At 64.3% G+C, this 13,286-nt stretch carries 16 protein-coding genes; 7 read left to right on the forward strand and 9 right to left on the reverse strand.

Going from position 1 to position 13,286, the window contains the following annotated elements; all coding sequences use genetic code 11:
- Positions 1 to 38: 38 nt before the first annotated feature.
- The 6 genes from FHW58_RS25055 (at position 39) to FHW58_RS25080 (ending at position 4,294) form a co-directional block, all read left to right on the forward strand.
- On the forward strand, positions 39 to 410 hold the full coding sequence (locus FHW58_RS25055; protein WP_179675912.1) for a hypothetical protein: 372 nt from the start codon (positions 39 to 41) through the stop codon (positions 408 to 410).
- A gap of 14 nt (positions 411 to 424) precedes the next feature.
- Positions 425 to 1,270 (forward strand): alpha/beta fold hydrolase, encoded by an 846-nt coding sequence (locus FHW58_RS25060; protein WP_179675913.1) that lies wholly within the window; start codon positions 425 to 427, stop codon positions 1,268 to 1,270.
- 117 nt (positions 1,271 to 1,387) lie between these two features.
- Complete coding sequence (locus FHW58_RS25065) at positions 1,388 to 1,948, forward strand: transcriptional regulator (protein WP_179675914.1); 561 nt, start codon at positions 1,388 to 1,390, stop codon at positions 1,946 to 1,948.
- The gene (locus FHW58_RS25070) at positions 1,945 to 2,514 is read left to right on the forward strand and encodes a transcriptional regulator (RefSeq protein WP_179675915.1); all 570 of its coding nucleotides are present in this window, start codon (positions 1,945 to 1,947) and stop codon (positions 2,512 to 2,514) included. Before FHW58_RS25065 ends, FHW58_RS25070 begins: the two co-directional genes overlap by 4 nt.
- On the forward strand, positions 2,511 to 3,557 hold the full coding sequence (locus tag FHW58_RS25075) for a sensor histidine kinase (RefSeq protein ID WP_179675916.1): 1,047 nt from the start codon (positions 2,511 to 2,513) through the stop codon (positions 3,555 to 3,557). Before FHW58_RS25070 ends, FHW58_RS25075 begins: the two co-directional genes overlap by 4 nt.
- Positions 3,554 to 4,294, forward strand: coding sequence for a LytTR family DNA-binding domain-containing protein (locus FHW58_RS25080; protein ID WP_179675917.1), 741 nt, complete (start codon positions 3,554 to 3,556; stop codon positions 4,292 to 4,294). Before FHW58_RS25075 ends, FHW58_RS25080 begins: the two co-directional genes overlap by 4 nt.
- Positions 4,295 to 4,296: 2 nt before the next feature.
- Here the strand turns inward: FHW58_RS25080 and FHW58_RS25085 are convergent, their stop codons facing one another.
- The 9 genes from FHW58_RS25085 to gatC all read right to left on the reverse strand — a co-directional run bounded on the left by FHW58_RS25085 (position 4,297) and on the right by gatC (position 11,982).
- The gene (locus FHW58_RS25085) at positions 4,297 to 5,541 is read right to left on the reverse strand and encodes a hypothetical protein (protein WP_179675918.1); all 1,245 of its coding nucleotides are present in this window, start codon (positions 5,539 to 5,541) and stop codon (positions 4,297 to 4,299) included.
- The gene (locus FHW58_RS25090) at positions 5,538 to 6,803 is read right to left on the reverse strand and encodes a M56 family metallopeptidase (RefSeq protein WP_179675919.1); all 1,266 of its coding nucleotides are present in this window, start codon (positions 6,801 to 6,803) and stop codon (positions 5,538 to 5,540) included. The genes FHW58_RS25085 and FHW58_RS25090 overlap by 4 nt, the downstream gene beginning before the upstream one ends.
- A complete protein-coding gene (locus FHW58_RS25095) occupies positions 6,800 to 7,171 on the reverse strand; it encodes a BlaI/MecI/CopY family transcriptional regulator (protein WP_179675920.1) in 372 nt (123 codons plus the stop codon). The genes FHW58_RS25090 and FHW58_RS25095 overlap by 4 nt, the downstream gene beginning before the upstream one ends.
- 66 nt (positions 7,172 to 7,237) lie before the next feature.
- Positions 7,238 to 7,630, reverse strand: coding sequence for a hypothetical protein (locus FHW58_RS25100; protein WP_179675921.1), 393 nt, complete (start codon positions 7,628 to 7,630; stop codon positions 7,238 to 7,240).
- Positions 7,627 to 8,022 (reverse strand): HEPN domain-containing protein, encoded by a 396-nt coding sequence (locus FHW58_RS25105; protein WP_179675922.1) that lies wholly within the window; start codon positions 8,020 to 8,022, stop codon positions 7,627 to 7,629. Before FHW58_RS25105 ends, FHW58_RS25100 begins: the two co-directional genes overlap by 4 nt.
- 85 nt (positions 8,023 to 8,107) lie before the next feature.
- Positions 8,108 to 8,479 (reverse strand): hypothetical protein, encoded by a 372-nt coding sequence (locus tag FHW58_RS25110; RefSeq protein WP_179675923.1) that lies wholly within the window; start codon positions 8,477 to 8,479, stop codon positions 8,108 to 8,110.
- Positions 8,480 to 8,591: 112 nt separating this feature from the next.
- Positions 8,592 to 10,052: an Asp-tRNA(Asn)/Glu-tRNA(Gln) amidotransferase subunit GatB gene (gene gatB / locus FHW58_RS25115; protein ID WP_179675924.1), complete on the reverse strand. Its 1,461-nt coding sequence runs from the start codon at positions 10,050 to 10,052 to the stop codon at positions 8,592 to 8,594.
- Between the two features lie 23 nt (positions 10,053 to 10,075).
- Positions 10,076 to 11,548, reverse strand: a complete 1,473-nt coding sequence (gatA, locus tag FHW58_RS25120; protein ID WP_179675925.1) for an Asp-tRNA(Asn)/Glu-tRNA(Gln) amidotransferase subunit GatA — start codon at positions 11,546 to 11,548, stop codon at positions 10,076 to 10,078.
- Positions 11,549 to 11,679: 131 nt separating this feature from the next.
- On the reverse strand, positions 11,680 to 11,982 hold the full coding sequence (gene gatC / locus FHW58_RS25125; protein WP_179675926.1) for an Asp-tRNA(Asn)/Glu-tRNA(Gln) amidotransferase subunit GatC: 303 nt from the start codon (positions 11,980 to 11,982) through the stop codon (positions 11,680 to 11,682).
- A gap of 255 nt (positions 11,983 to 12,237) precedes the next feature.
- Here gatC and FHW58_RS25130 point away from each other — a divergent pair, with 255 nt between their 5' ends.
- Complete coding sequence (locus tag FHW58_RS25130) at positions 12,238 to 13,281, forward strand: rod shape-determining protein (protein WP_072789105.1); 1,044 nt, start codon at positions 12,238 to 12,240, stop codon at positions 13,279 to 13,281.
- Positions 13,282 to 13,286: the final 5 nt, after the last annotated feature.

Genomic DNA, 13,286 nt, shown 5'->3' on the forward strand with positions numbered 1-13,286 from the left:
TGTAACCTTATTTTGGTAGGAGACCAAAAAGGCAGACCATGAATATCGCAACACTGAAGGTACACGGCGACCCCGAGGGCTTGGCAGACGTCCGCGACGGACTGCCCAGTGAGCCGCATGGCGACTGGCAGAAGGGCGATGTCACGCCCGCCGGCCGCAAGCGCATTGACTCCGGTTTTTACGTTGCCATCGGCACCGAGGAAAATCCGACCGAGCTGGTCAAGCAGATCCGCTTTTACCTGAGCGAGTGCCAGGCGCGCGGCATCCACTTCGAGCGCTCCGACGTCGCCGCCGAGCTGCGCATTTCCTTCCCCTCGGATGCCGGCGCGTCGACGCCAACGCTGGACCTGTCGCTGGCCGACATGGCCATGCTGGTCGAAATGGGCATCAACCTCAGCATCACTCCCTGACCCCTGACCGCCTGATGCGCTACGCCGAAGACAGGCTGGCCAGCTTCGCCGCCGGACAGGGCGCGGCGCGGCGCGTCCACGTGTGGGAGCCGGCCGCGCCGCGGGCGGTCATCCTGGCCATCCACGGCGGCATGGCGCACGGCGGCGACTATGTGACGCCGGCGCGCTGGTTCCGCCAGCACGGCATCGCCACCGTGGCCTACGACCTGTGCGGCCATCAGGACGCGCGCCGCGTCGATATCCCCGGCTTTCACGTCTTCCTCGACGACAGCGCGCTGTTCCTGCAATGGGTCAAGCAGCAGTATCCCGGCTTGCCGGTGTACGTGATGGGCCACTCGATGGGCGCGCTGATCGCCACCCACCTGGGACTCGGCCACTTCCGCGATGACGACGCCATCCGGGGCTTCATTCTGTCGTCGCCGTATTACGTCAACGCCATCAAGGTGTCGCCGCTGCTGCTGGCGCTGGCCGGCGTGCTGGGTGCGCTGGCGCCACGCATGAAAGTGCCGCTGGCGCCGCTGACGCACCAACTGACCCACGATGCCGACATCACCGCGCGCCACTACGAGGACGAGCGCGACGGCGTACGCGCCACCGAAATCACGGTCCGCTTCGGCAATGCGCTGACGGCCGCGCAACAGGGCCTGGCGGCGCGCATGCCCGGCTGGACCAAGCCGCTGTTCGCCGTCGTGGCCGGCGACGACAAGCTGGCCGACGCCGACGCTGCCGAGGCCATGCTGCAGTCGGTGCCGGCCCACCTGCTGACCTATCAGCGCCACCCGCGCAACTTCCACGAAAACTTCAACGAGCTCAATCGCGAAGACATCTACGCCGACATCCTGGCCTGGATCGACCGCTAATCCGCCCAGCGGCGCGTTTGTCGGCACCGGGCCGCGCTTGTCGCATGCCTTCCCGCGCTGGCACTGGACAGGGCACAGTAGCTGCATGACAATCCGTCATGCTTATGGAGATAGCAATTGAAACCTACCCTGTTGATCGCAGTATTGCTGGCCGTTCCCGGCCTGGCAGCCGCAGCCGACCCGCTGGAAAACTGGTATCTCAGCGGCGGCGCCGCCAGGTCCTACCAGATTGGCGTGGACAGCGAGCAAACCGTTGGCGGCCAGCCGGCCCGCTTTATCCGCTACGTGCAGGGCGAGAGTGCATCGTACGGGGCACTCACGCAACAGATTTCTGCCAAAAACTACCAGGGCAAGCGGGTGCGCTTTCAGGCTCAGATCAAAACCCGGGAGGTGAGCCAGTGGGCGGGCTTGTGGATGAGCGCTCTGCGTCCGGGCGAAAAATATGCCTCGGCGTTTTACAACAGCCAGGACAAGCCCATCACCGGCACCACCGACTGGCAGCTGCGCAGCGTCACGCTGGACATTCCACAGGATGCGGCCACACTGAACTTTGGTGTGATTGATGGCGGCAAGGGGCAAGTATGGATCGACCAGTTGTCGCTGGAAGTGGTGGGCAACGATGTGCCGGTCGATCAGCTGCCCGGCCGTCGCCCGCCCGCGCTGGAGCCTTCGCTATGAAGCCCCTGCATGTAATGGCAGCCGCGCTGGCCGCCACTTCGCTGTGGGTGGTGGCGGCCGAATCGGTGGGCAAGTTGCCGCCGCCCTGGTTCGTATCCGGCGACCATGCGACCTCCTACGAGGGCGGCATCGACAACGTGGAAACCAGCAGCGGCAAGGGCGCCAAGTTCCTGCGCTATGTGCAGGGCGAGGACACCGGCTATGGCTCGCTGGCGCAGGTGATTTCCGCGCAGCGCTATCTGGGACAGCGGGTGCGGTTCCGCGCCAAGATCAAGACCCGTAATGTCAACAAATGGGCCGGGCTGTGGATGCAGATACGGGCTGAGCAGCCCGCCAATGGTGCGTTCTACAACAGCTTCGACCAGCCTCTGCGCGGCACGTCCCCGTGGCAGATGCGCAGCGTGACGCTGGACGTGCCGGCCGATGCCACCACCATCTCGTTCGGCGTCAACAACGCCGGCAGCGGCCAGGTCTGGATCGACGAGCTGTCATTTGAAGTGGTTGGCAAAGAGGTGCCGGTGGATGTCATGTCCTACACTCGATTGCCGGAGAAGCCCGCTCTATGATTGCCTGTCGTGGCACCGGGCCGGACGACGCTCCGCAAGCGCTGGCGCGCGTGGTGGCGTGTTCGCGCCGCCAGCTGGCCTTGGGCGCGGGGCTGGCCGCCGTCATGGCGATGGCGTCGCTGGGGCTGCGCGCCTATACCTGGCTGGCGTTGTTTGCGGCCTTGCTGCTGCCGTTGGTCTTTGGCGCTGCGGTGCTGCTGTTGGCGCGGCGTTATCGCGTCTGCCAGTCGTGGTGGGGCGTGTGGGCGGCGCTGCTGGCCCTGGTGCCGGCATGCGTGGCGGCGGCGGGAACGATCTACCACCTCGGTCTTTCGTGGATAGGCATCGATCCGCTGAACGAATCGCAGGCCATGACGGTGGAGGCGCTGCTGCTGCTCGCGTTGTTGGTGCTGCCGCTGTGGATGGCGCAGATGCGGGCACGCACACTGCATCTGGCCCAGTTGTCACAGGCGGCGCTGGCGTCGGACCTGAAGGCGCTGCAGGCGCAGATCGAGCCGCACTTCCTGTATAACACGCTGGCCAACACCCGCTACCTGGTGCGTCATGAGCCGCAACGCGCGATGGAGACGCTGGATCACCTGATCGCTTATCTGCGCAGCGCCTTGCCGGACCTGCGCAGCCCGATGTCCACGCTGGGCCGTGAGTGCGAACTGGCCGGCCACTATCTGGCGCTGATGGCGATCCGCTACGGCGAGCGCCTCAGCGTGCACATCGTCTGCGCCGACGACGTGCGCGATCTGGCGCTGCCGCCGCTGATGCTGATGCCGCTGGTGGAAAACGCCGTGCAGCATGGCGTTGAGCCGCACGCCGGCGCCGTCACCGTGACCGTGCAGGCACAGCGCGCCGGCGATGCTGTGCTGGTGGCGGTGCGCGACAATGGCGCCGGCGTGGGCAGCGGTCAGGCGGTGCTGGGCAGCGGCGTTGGTCTGCGCAACGTACGGCAGCGGCTGGAAGCACTGTACGGCCCGGCGGCCAGCCTGCGCCTGAGCATGGGCGCGGACGGCTGGACGGCCGCCGAACTGACCTTGCCGGTGGCCCCATGACCGCGCCGCGCATCCTGATCGCCGACGACGAGCCGCTGCTGCAGGCCGAATTGCGCGCCACGCTGGCTGCGCTGTGGCCGGAGGCGGAATTGGTTGGCGTGGCCAGCGACGGCGTCGAAGCCCTGCGCATGGCACGCGAACTGCAGCCGGACATCGCCTTTCTCGACATCCGCATGCCCGGCCTGAACGGGCTGGAGGTGGCGCGCACCTTCGGCTCGCGCATTCACGTGGTGTTTGTCACCGCCTACCAGGAACACGCGCTGGCGGCGTTCGACGAAGGCGCGGTCGACTATCTGCTGAAACCCGTCGATGCAGTGCGGTTGGCGCGCGCCATTGAGCGCCTGCGTGCGCGGCTCGGCACACCGCCGCCGGACCTGGCGCGGCTGGTGCAACAACTGGCGCCTAAGAAGACGCCGCCGGCCTGGCTGCAGGCCAGCGTTGGCAACACCATCCACTTTATCGATCTGAGCGAAGTGGTGTACTTCGGTGCGGAATTCAAGCACACGCGAGTGGTCACGGACCAGATGGAGGCGCACATCCGCACGCCATTGAAGGAACTTGCCGAACAGCTGGAAGCAGCGGGCTTCTGGCAGATCCACCGCGGCTATGTGGTGGCCGTCAAGCGCATTGCGGCGGTGAGCCGCGACGCCGACGGTGCGGTGTGGCTTGATCTGCGCGGCCATGCATCGCGGCTGCCCGTGAGCCAGCGCTTCCAGCACCGGTTCAAGGGCATGTGAGGCTACTGCTGGATGGTGAAGCGGAATTGGCCATCCGGCAGCATCAACTTCGGCGCGGGGAGGCCCGGCGTCAGGCGTACCACATCCACCGGCACCGCATTCTCCGGCTGGCCTTGTGGATAAGCGTAGACATAGGAGGGCGCTTCGGCGTTGCGCATGGCGGCCGGCGCCTCGGCAGCATGGAAGCCGGACAGGGTGCGCAGCCAGGCTGCCCGGCCACTGTCGGCATCCACGCCATATCGTGGATGCACGACCTGCATGTCGACGGCAGAACGGTAGGAACCGAATACCGCATAGCCACCATCCGGGGTACGCAGCACGAACGGTGTCTCGTGCGGCTGCCGCAGGGCCGCCGCGTACAGTGGATGCTCGGCGGCGCGATCGGTGTGCGCCATCATCGTGGTCTGGTCGATGGTGAGCGGATCAAGGCCGGTCATCTGCCTGAGTTGTGCCGCCATCATTGCGGGGCCGCTGCCGTCATCCACGCCCGGCTTCTCCCGCACATGGCCGTAGCCGACATAGATGAAAACTTTGGCGTCCGGATGGCGGGAGAAGATGCGCGCCACCAGATTGCGCGCCTCGCCGCGCTCGCGCTGCGCCGTCTGTTCGGCCATGGTGCCGCCGGAGGGCAGGTCGAATGGTTCATATTGCACCAGCTGCCATTCATCCGCCTTGGCGTCGCGCAGGAAGTTGCCGAACGCCGGTTCTCGCGAGTAGTAGCCGTCCGACAGCGCCAGATAGCCTTTGCGGAATGGCGTCTCCTCGAACGTTTCGCAGGCCAGCCAGCTGTAGCCGATGCGGCGCAGCTCTCGCGCCAGTCGCATGGCAAAGGCGCGATGCAGTGGCACGTGGTGCGCTTCGTTCAAGATGACCACGCGGTGCTTGCCGGCTTCCCGGACGATGGCGCCGATGGCGTCTTCTTCCCGCGCGCTGGCGAGCCGCGCGAGATCTTCCGCGTCGGCGCTGGCGCCGCCGGTAGCGCGGGACAATGTCAATTCATCGAAGGCGGCCATGGCGCCATGGTCGTCGCCAACAAACGAGCGTTGGTTGCCCAGCCGTTGCAGCGTGCTATTCAGCGCCGACCTGGCCCTGGCCGCATCGTTCGACGTCGGCGCAGGTTGAAGCACTGCCGCGCGGGCGCTTGCCGCCTCCAGCTCCGCCTTGCGCAGGTCGACTTCAGGATCGACGCCGGCGGCAGCGCTGTGCAGCGCCGCCGCCAGCAAGACCGCAACGGCGGCACGCTTCATTCCAGCACCCAGACGTACTGCATCTTCTGCCAGGTCGCGACCGGTTTGCCGGCCTTCAGGGCTGGGTTGAAATGGCATTGGGCGATGCCGGCGCGTGCGGCTTCGTCCAAGTCCGGGTGGCCGCTGGAGCGGTCGACCTTCGCGTCCTTGACCGCGCCATCGCTGCCGATCAGGAAGTTCAACTGCACGGTGCCGGCGCGTCGGGCGGCCATGGCGCCTTCCGGCCAGGCCGGCTTGCTGCATTTGTCAAAGTCGACCAGCGCGTGGCGGTTGCCGGCGGCGTTCTTGTCGGCGGCGGTGGCTTCGGCGTAGACCGAAACGCAGGCCATGGCCACGCCCAGCATGGCGATGGCGGCTTTCCAGTTCAGGGACTGCGGCGCCGGCCGCAGCAGGTGTTGGATGCGCTGCATTAAATCTCCTCCATTGGCCGCTTGGGCCAGTTGATGATGGGAGAACCGGAGCCGCTCCAGTTCCGATAACGCCAGGGCCAGGCGCCGCGGTTCGCCCAGCTGCCTTGCGGCGACTGCGTCTGCAATCAGTTCGCGTTCGAGGCGGACGCGGTTCGACAGCCACCACACGGCGGGGTGGTAGAACAGCAGCGTTTCGATGACGTTCTGCAGCAGGTTAATCAGGTAATCGTGGCGCTGGATGTGCGCCAGTTCATGCGCCAGCAGCGCTTGCAGGAGCTGCGGTGGCATGCCGGTGACCAGCGCGGTCGGCACCATGACCACCGGCCGCCACCAGCCGGCGGTGATCGGGCTGGCCAGCGTGTCGACCAGGCGCACGCGGACCTCGCGCGTGATGCCGAAGCGTTGCGCCAGTTGCGCCAGTTCGGCTTGCAGGCGGCGCTGCGTTGTGCGATCACCGGCGCCCGGCTGGCGCGCCATGCGGTCGATCCACAGCAGGCCGGCCACCAGGCGCAGCGCCAGCGCGGCCGCGCACAAGGCCCACAGGCCGACCACGCCGCGCACCGAATCGCGCAGGTTGAACCAGTCGGCGTCGCCGGCGAGGGCGCGCGCGGCCCAGGGCAGGGCCTGCATGCTGGCGCTGGTGGTATCGGCATCGTTGGCCAGCCGCTGCCATAGCTCCAGCGCCGGCCAGCCAAGGCAGGTCAGCAGCGCGCAGCAGGCGACGAGGTAGCGGTATTCGGCGCGGCTGTTGCGCAGCAGCGTGAGGGCCACGGCGGCGGCGCAGCCGAGCAGCAGGCCTTGCCACAGGAAGTGCATCAGCGTCAGGCCGAGGGCGAAGGTGAAGGCGCTCATTGCGGGTCATCCTTCAGCAGCTTTTCGATTTCGTCGCGCTCTTTTTTCGAGATGCCGTTGCGCAGCGCGGCCAGCACCAGCGCCTTGGCGGAGCCGGCGAAGGCTTTCTGCATCAGGTCCTTGAGCAGGCTGCGTTGCAGCGTGTCCTGTGCCTGCGCCGGCGCGTAGATGTGCGAGCGCTGGCTTTCGTCGCGCGTCAGGATGCCTTTGGTGTGCATGATCTGCATCAGCCGCAGCACGGTGCCGTAGGCCAGGTCCGGCTTGTCCGCCAACATGGCCTCGTGCACCTGCTTGGCCGTGGCCGGGCCGAGCGGCCACAGTGCCTGCAGCAGTTCCAGCTCTCCGGCGGTGGGTTTGGGAATACTCATGGCGCCTCCACATCGATCGATGGATGTAGCGTAGCCGTTCTAGACAAAAATGTATACTTTAATTTGCTAGATCAGCAGAGCGCTATCCGCCGCGTGGTGTGACGTGATGACGTAAGCGTGCAGGATCGGCACGTCGAAAAAGGTGACGTTGCGAAACTCACGCATGCCGTGTTCGACGTCAACTTCGGATTGGAACTGCCGCAAGCCTTCGTAATCATGCTCAATGATCACAAACCCCGAGAACTGGACAATCTCGGTGATGGAGAACACCTGATTCATCTGCTCGGCAATGATGCGCATCGCGGCCAGCCGGTCGTCCTCGATCCATTGGGCGGAGATGAGGATATCCCAAAGACGTAATGTGGTATCCGGCCGAAAGAGCGCGAATAATTCGAAAGGGCCATATTGTTCTGAAACGCGTTGCTCTATGCACTTCATTCTCTCAATAAAGGTATTCATAATTTGCCCATCAAGGTATCGATTGCACGCAGCATTTCGCTTGTAGATTTCTCATTGGCAAAGCCAATCGGACGATAGCGAACTTCTGGCTGCCAAACCTTCACGGTCGACCACTCGGGGAGCTGCTTGCCCTTTATTGCTGGTTCGTAACCACTTAACTTCAGCAGGACCTCCAGATCATGGACCTTGAATGAGCGAAAACGTTCAAACTCTTTATGAGTCATGGGAAAGTCAGCCCAATTCAGCGTCTTGCAGAGGCGTGCCTTGAGTGCCAGCTCAAGCGAGTACCCTGCCAGATAGTAAGCGCCGTCGTAACGCCCTGCCGCGTACAGGCTCTGTGCATCGTGTAGCCGTGCGGCGGAAATTTCTTCCAGGTTGAGTATGGTCAGCATAGGCACACCTCTTGTAGGGCTGGCTGTCATTCTCGCCAAGAGGTGCGGCCATACCAAGCGTGTGCTGGCGGTTGGCTGATCTGTATCAATACTTTTTGAAGTTGGCCATGGAGGAGGGGCATTGGATCTTTGTGGCGCCGCCGCCTTTCCCAGCGGGGTTGCCGACCGCGCCGGTCATGGAGCAGCTGGTTTTGCCGCGAATGGTTTCGGTGTAGTAGGTGGTGCCGTCCGGCGACTCGTAGACGCCGCGCGAGTCTTCTCCGGTGCCGATATAGGCGTCGGCGATTTCGGTGATCTCGCGGCTGTAGGGTTTTTCTTTGCCGAAGTCCGGCACCGCTGGCGCTTCGCGCAGTTCGCGGTCGATCTTGGCCAAGTCTTTCTTGGCTTTGTCGATGTCCACCGGATCGGCCATGGCGGCAGCGGTGAGCAGCAGGAGGGAGAGGAGAGCGAGGCGCATGGGGCATTATGCGCTCAGCTGGCCGTTAAGCGGCGTTGCGGCGATGTAAAACCACGCAAAAAAGCCCCACGAGGCCAGGCCTGGTGGGGCTTTGTGCCGTCCTGGCGCGAACTTAGCCGGCCAGCTTGGCTTTCAGCAGTTCGGTCAGCTGGGCCGGGTTGGCTTTGCCGCGCGAGGCTTTCATCGCCTGGCCGATCAGGGCGTTGATGGCGGCTTCCTTGCCGGCGCGGTACTGCTCCACCGACTTGGCGTTGTTGGCGATGACCTCATTGACGATCGCTTCCAGCGCGCCGGTGTCGGAGATCTGCTTCAGGCCTTTCGATTCGATCAGCGCGTCGACCAGGTTGTCGTCGTCCGACTTGGCCGCCCACATGTCGCCGAACAGCTCCTTGGCGGTCTTGTTGTTGATGGTGCCGTCGGCGATGCGCTTCAGCATCAGCGCCAGTTGCGCGGGCTTGACTGGCGCGTCGGCGATGTCCACGCCTTCGCGGTTCAGCGTCGACGACACGTCGCCCATCAGCCAGTTGGCGGCGGCCTTGGCGTTGTCCTTGCCGGCGGCATCCACCACGGCGACGTAGTAGGTGGCCATGGCTTTCGACTGCGTCAGCACCAGCGAGTCATATTCCGGCAACGCGTATTCGCTGACGAAGCGTTCGCGCATCGCCGCCGGCAGTTCCGGCATCGACGCTTTCACCTGCTCGATCCAGGCGTTGGAGATGACCAGCGGCGGCAGGTCAGGGTCCGGGAAGTAGCGGTAATCCTGCGCGTCTTCCTTGCTGCGCATTTCGCGCGTCTCTTTGCGGTCCGGATCGTACAGGCGGGTGGCTTGCACCACTTTGCCGCCGTCTTCAATCAGCTCGATCTGGCGGCGCACTTCCACGTGCACGGCTTCCTCGATGAAGCGGAACGAGTTCAGGTTCTTGATCTCGCAGCGGGTGCCGAATTCCTTCTGGCCCTTCGGACGCACGGAGACGTTGATGTCGCAGCGGAACGAGCCTTCCTGCATATTGCCGTCGCAGACGCCCAGCCACATCACCAGCGAGTGCAGCGCCTTGCAGTAGGCCACCGCCTCGGCGGCGCTGCGGATCTCCGGCTCGGAGACGATTTCCAGCAGCGGCGTGCCGGCGCGATTCAGGTCGATGCCGGACATGCCGGCATAGTCTTCGTGCAGCGATTTGCCGGCGTCTTCTTCCAGGTGGGCGCGCGTCAGGTTGACGGTCTTGGTGACGAATTCGCCATCCTTCTCGTAGCCGAAGGTGATGGCGCCGCCCTGCACCACCGGGTCTTCGAACTGGCTGATCTGGTAGCCCTTCGGCAGGTCGGGGTAGAAGTAGTTTTTGCGGGCGAAGATCGACGCTGGCGCGATTGTCGAGCCAACGGCCAGGCCGAAGCGGATGGCGCGGTCCACGGCTTGCTTGTTCATGACCGGCAGCACGCCAGGCAGCGCCAGGTCCACCGGGCTGGCTTGCGTGTTCGGCTCGGCGCCGAACGTGGTCGGCGAGCCGCTGAAGATTTTAGATGCGGTAGTGAGCTGCACGTGGTTCTCAATACCGATGACGACTTCCCATTCCATAGTGTTCTCGCTTGATTTGATTCTTAGATGCCGGCCGGAGCGCGGGTGTGCCAGTCGGTCGCCTGCTGGTAAGCGTGGGCGACGTTCAGCAGCTTGGCTTCACCAAAGTGCTTGCCGATGATCTGCAGGCCCACCGGGCGGTTCTTGGCGCCGAAGCCGACCGGGATCGACATGCCGGGCAGGCCGGCCAGGCTGGTGGACAGCGTGTAGATGTCGGCCAGGTAGGCGGCCACCGGATCGTCCGATTTGTCGCCCAGGTCCCACGCCACGGTTGGCGCCACCGGGCCCATGATGACGTCGCACACGGCGTCCGGACCATTCAGCACTTTTTCGAAGTCCTGCGCGATCAGGCGGCGGATCTTTTGCGCCTTCAGGTAGTAGGCGTCGTAGTAGCCGTGGCACAGCACATAGGTGCCGACCATGATGCGGCGTTTGACTTCGTTGCCGAAGCCCTGGTCGCGGGTCTTGCGGTACATGTCCTGCAGGTCCTTGTAGCCTTCGGCGCGGAAGCCGTAGCGCACGCCGTCAAAGCGCGACAGGTTGGACGACGCTTCCGCTGGCGCGATCATGTAGTAGGCCGGAATCGACAGCTTGGTGTTCGGCAGCGAGATGTCGACCAGCGTCGCACCCAGTTCCACGTACTTGGCCAGCGCGGCGCGCACCGCGTCTTCCACGTCCTTGGACAGGCCCTCGCCGAAGTACTCCTTCGGCACGCCGATGCGCAGGCCGGTCAGCGGCTGGCCCAGTTCGCGGGTGAAGTCTTCGTCCACGCCGCCCAGTTCCGGCGTCAGCGAGGTCGAATCGCGTTCGTCGAAGCCGGCCATGGCGTTGAGCAGCAGCGCGCAGTCTTCGGCGGTCTGCGCCATCGGGCCGCCCTGGTCCAGCGACGAGGCGAACGCGATCATGCCGAAGCGCGACACGCGGCCGTAGGTCGGCTTGATGCCGGTGATGCCGCAGAACGAGGCGGGCTGGCGTATCGAGCCGCCGGTGTCGGTGCCGGTGACGCCCGGCGCCAGGCGCGCGGCCACTGCCGCCGCCGAGCCGCCCGACGAGCCGCCTGGCACGGCGCTTTTGTCCCACGGGTTTTTCACCGCGCCGAAGGCCGAGTTTTCATTGGCCGAGCCCATGGCGAATTCGTCGCAATTCAGCTTGCCCAGCGTGACCATGCCGGCTTGCCGGAACTTCTCGACCACGGTGGCGTCGAACGGGCTGACGTAGTTGGCCAGCATTTTCGAGCCGGCGGTCGAGCGCCAGCCCTTGGTGACGAAGATGTCCTTGTGGGCGATCGGCACGCCGGTCAGCGGCGTGGCGGTGCCGGCGGCGATGCGGGCGTCGGCGTCGGCGGCCTGCGCCAGCGTCAGCGCGCGATCGACGTGCAGGAAGGCGTTCAGGTCGCTCTTTTCGATGCGGTCGAGGAAGTGCGTGGCCAGTTCGGTGGCGGAAATCGCTTTGCTTTGCAGCAGGGCGGACAGCTCTTTAATGGTTTTGGTGTGCATGGCGTTTCAGTTAATTCGTTGCGTCGTCCCCCGTCATTCCGGCGAACGCCGGAATCCATGCTGCGCGGATCGGCCAGCGTTCTATGGATTCCGGCTTGCGCCGGAATGACGGCGGATGGTTCTGCGGTCCGTTAGTCGATCACTTTCGGCACCAGGTACAGGCCGTCCTGGGTCTTGGGCGCCACGGCCTGGTAGTCGTCGCGGCGGTTCGGTTCGCTGGCCACGTCGTCGCGCAGGCGCAGCGCGATGTTGTTCATGTGCGCTGCCAGCGGATGGCTCAGCGGAGCGACGCCGTCGGTGTCGACCGCCTGCATCTGTTCGGCCAGCGCGAAGATGCCGTTCAGCTGCTCCAGCGCGGTCGCGCTTTGCTGCTCGCTCATCTCAAGTTGGGCCAGTTTGGCAATGCGGTTTACGTCGGATAAGGTCAGGGACATGGCGGAGCTTCGTTGTGATATTGATAAAAAACTTGAAATTCTGCCTATCCGTCGGTAACTGCCGACGAATGCCGCTTAAATCGCGGTCTCAGGCATCACACTTTTGGGTGGATTTTGGCTAAATCGCAGTCAAATTATAAGGTAGAATGGCGGGTTGATGCGTTGTCGGCGCTGAATCATTGCTGCCGCCGCATTCGGACAGAATTTTTCACTTAACGGTTTACGCGCACACTGGTAGCGCCACGGGACACTTTAATGTTTGGTTTTTTACGTCGTTACATCTCCTCCGACCTGGCCATTGACTTGGGCACGGCCAACACCCTGATCTACGTCCGCGGCCAAGGTATCGTCCTTGATGAACCGTCGGTGGTCGCCATCCGCCAGGAAGGCGGCCCGAATGGCAAGAAGACCATCCAGGCAGTTGGTAAAGAAGCAAAGCAGATGCTGGGTAAAGTACCTGGCAACATCGAGGCGATCCGCCCGATGAAAGACGGCGTGATCGCCGACTTCACCGTCACCGAGCAGATGCTGAAGCAGTTCATCCGCATGGTGCACGACTCCAAATTCTTCCGTCCATCGCCACGCATCATCATCTGCGTGCCGTGCGGCTCGACCCAGGTGGAACGCCGCGCGATCCGCGAGTCGGCGCTGGGCGCCGGCGCCTCGCAGGTGTACCTGATCGAAGAGCCGATGGCGGCGGCCATCGGCGCCGGCCTGCCGGTATCGGACGCCACCGGCTCGATGGTGGTGGACATCGGCGGCGGCACCACCGAGGTGGGCATCATCTCGCTGGGCGGCATGGTGTACAAGGGTTCGGTGCGCGTGGGCGGCGACAAGTTCGATGAAGCCATCGTCAACTACATCCGCCGCAACTACGGCATGCTGATCGGCGAACAGACCGCGGAAGCGATCAAGAAAGCCATCGGTTCGGCTTTCCCTGGCTCGGAAGTCAAGGAAATGGAAGTCAAGGGCCGCAACCTGTCGGAAGGTATCCCGCGTTCGTTCACCATCTCGTCCAACGAGATCCTGGAAGCGCTGACCGACCCGCTGAACAACATCGTGTCGGCCGTCAAGAACGCGCTGGAACAAACCCCGCCGGAACTGGGCGCCGACATCGCCGAGAAGGGCATGATGCTGACCGGTGGTGGCGCGCTGCTGCGTGACCTGGATCGCCTGCTGATGGAAGAAACCGGCCTGCCGGTGCTGGTGGCGGAAGATCCGCTGACCTGCGTGGTGCGCGGTTCGGGCATGGCGCTGGAGCGCATGGACCAACTGGGCTCGATCTTCTCCTACGAGTGATCTGA

The sequence above is a fragment of the Duganella sp. 1224 genome (assembly GCF_013408245.1).
Lineage (GTDB): Bacteria > Pseudomonadota > Gammaproteobacteria > Burkholderiales > Burkholderiaceae_D > Rugamonas.

What these genes read in the sequence shown, in the direction of transcription:
- FHW58_RS25060 (WP_179675913.1), top strand. Translation starts at nt 425, where the DNA reads ATGCGCTACGCCGAAGACAGGCTGGCCAGCTTCGCCGCCGGACAGGGC.
- FHW58_RS25075 (WP_179675916.1), top strand. Translation starts at nt 2,511, where the DNA reads ATGATTGCCTGTCGTGGCACCGGGCCGGACGACGCTCCGCAAGCGCTG.
- FHW58_RS25105 (WP_179675922.1), bottom strand. Translation starts at nt 8,022, where the DNA reads ATGCTGACCATACTCAACCTGGAAGAAATTTCCGCCGCACGGCTACAC.
- FHW58_RS25055 (WP_179675912.1), top strand. Translation starts at nt 39, where the DNA reads ATGAATATCGCAACACTGAAGGTACACGGCGACCCCGAGGGCTTGGCA.
- FHW58_RS25095 (WP_179675920.1), bottom strand. Translation starts at nt 7,171, where the DNA reads ATGAGTATTCCCAAACCCACCGCCGGAGAGCTGGAACTGCTGCAGGCA.
- FHW58_RS25070 (WP_179675915.1), top strand. Translation starts at nt 1,945, where the DNA reads ATGAAGCCCCTGCATGTAATGGCAGCCGCGCTGGCCGCCACTTCGCTG.
- FHW58_RS25130 (WP_072789105.1), top strand. Translation starts at nt 12,238, where the DNA reads ATGTTTGGTTTTTTACGTCGTTACATCTCCTCCGACCTGGCCATTGAC.
- FHW58_RS25085 (WP_179675918.1), bottom strand. Translation starts at nt 5,541, where the DNA reads ATGAAGCGTGCCGCCGTTGCGGTCTTGCTGGCGGCGGCGCTGCACAGC.
- gatA (WP_179675925.1), bottom strand. Translation starts at nt 11,548, where the DNA reads ATGCACACCAAAACCATTAAAGAGCTGTCCGCCCTGCTGCAAAGCAAA.
- FHW58_RS25090 (WP_179675919.1), bottom strand. Translation starts at nt 6,803, where the DNA reads ATGAGCGCCTTCACCTTCGCCCTCGGCCTGACGCTGATGCACTTCCTG.
- gatB (WP_179675924.1), bottom strand. Translation starts at nt 10,052, where the DNA reads ATGGAATGGGAAGTCGTCATCGGTATTGAGAACCACGTGCAGCTCACT.
- gatC (WP_179675926.1), bottom strand. Translation starts at nt 11,982, where the DNA reads ATGTCCCTGACCTTATCCGACGTAAACCGCATTGCCAAACTGGCCCAA.
- FHW58_RS25100 (WP_179675921.1), bottom strand. Translation starts at nt 7,630, where the DNA reads ATGAATACCTTTATTGAGAGAATGAAGTGCATAGAGCAACGCGTTTCA.
- FHW58_RS25110 (WP_179675923.1), bottom strand. Translation starts at nt 8,479, where the DNA reads ATGCGCCTCGCTCTCCTCTCCCTCCTGCTGCTCACCGCTGCCGCCATG.
- FHW58_RS25080 (WP_179675917.1), top strand. Translation starts at nt 3,554, where the DNA reads ATGACCGCGCCGCGCATCCTGATCGCCGACGACGAGCCGCTGCTGCAG.